Source organism: Arsenicibacter rosenii, from assembly GCF_001870735.1.
Lineage (GTDB): Bacteria > Bacteroidota > Bacteroidia > Cytophagales > Spirosomataceae > Arsenicibacter > Arsenicibacter rosenii.
This window is the reverse complement of record NZ_MORL01000182.1, coordinates 1-995: the sequence shown is the minus strand read 5'-3', so window position 1 is coordinate 995 and position 995 is coordinate 1. Positions and strand designations below refer to the sequence as shown.

General features: G+C 42.7%; 2 protein-coding genes. Both read right to left on the bottom strand.

Translation table 11 applies throughout. The annotated features are described in order from the left end of the window. Positions 1–210 (bottom strand): hypothetical protein (locus tag BLX24_RS30690; protein ID WP_218160746.1); only part of this gene is annotated, 210 nt, incomplete at its 3' end. Between the two features lie 69 nt (positions 211–279). Next, the gene (locus BLX24_RS30685) at positions 280–903 is read right to left on the bottom strand and encodes a TetR/AcrR family transcriptional regulator (RefSeq protein WP_071506928.1); all 624 of its coding nucleotides are present in this window, start codon (positions 901–903) and stop codon (positions 280–282) included. Positions 904–995: the final 92 nt, after the last annotated feature.

The following is a 995-nucleotide window of genomic DNA, read 5'->3' as shown; positions in this document are numbered from 1 at the left end:
CCCGGCGATGGCCAGATGCGGACGGGCGTTGGCCCTTACTTCGTCGATCTGCGAGGCAACTTTTGTTTCTTCTAACCGAGCCATCTGCACATTGCTGTTTTGCTGCATGGCCCGCTCCAGGAGTTGCTCCAGGCTCACACTTTGCCCGAAAACGGGCAAAGCAGTCACCAGCAAGGCTATCGGGAGATACCTTGTAAAGTTTTTCATCATTTTTTTACTATTTGATTTAACTAATCATTTAATTTAATCATTTGATTAAAGCAAAGTCAAAAAAATAGATCAACACGCAGGCTGAAATTCAAAAAGGTATGAACAGATGGATTCCTTAATCAGCTTGATATGCTGATCACAAAATAAAGCAAAGGTCTCCTCATTCATATTCCAGGTCAACTGCAATACAGGTTTCGAAATAAACGGAAACTGAATGTTGGCAATAATCATCATGAATACATGCTGCGCATTGACATTCCGGATAGTGCCGGCGGCAACGGCCTCATCGATCTGTTTCTGGAACGAATCTTCGATAATTCGTTTGGTGGGGCCAATCAGTTGGCTAAGCCGTTCCGGATTCCGGTGCAGCTCGTTCATGATAAAAATAGAAATCCGCGGGTTTTCCCGCATCATGGTATACTCATGATCGATCAGCGCTTCGATTTTCTCCCGCAGCGGAATGTTTGAGTTAAACATCTGGATCATGCCTTCAAAGAAAAGACCGCACATATCGGTGAAGATAGAATGAAACAGTTTTTCCTTACTCCGGAAGTAATAATTCATCAATGCGCTGTTGATGCCTGCTACTTTAGCAATGTCGCGGGTTGTTGTTCCATCAAACCCCTTCTCCATGAAGACTTCTTTCGCAGCCTCCTTGATCCGGTCTTCAGTTGGTTTTGATGAACAAAGCATAGTTTTTCCTTGATTTACGGCTCAAATGTACAATCCGGAAATAACGTATGCAAATTTTTAACCAAGAGATTTAATCAATTGATTAAAAAATG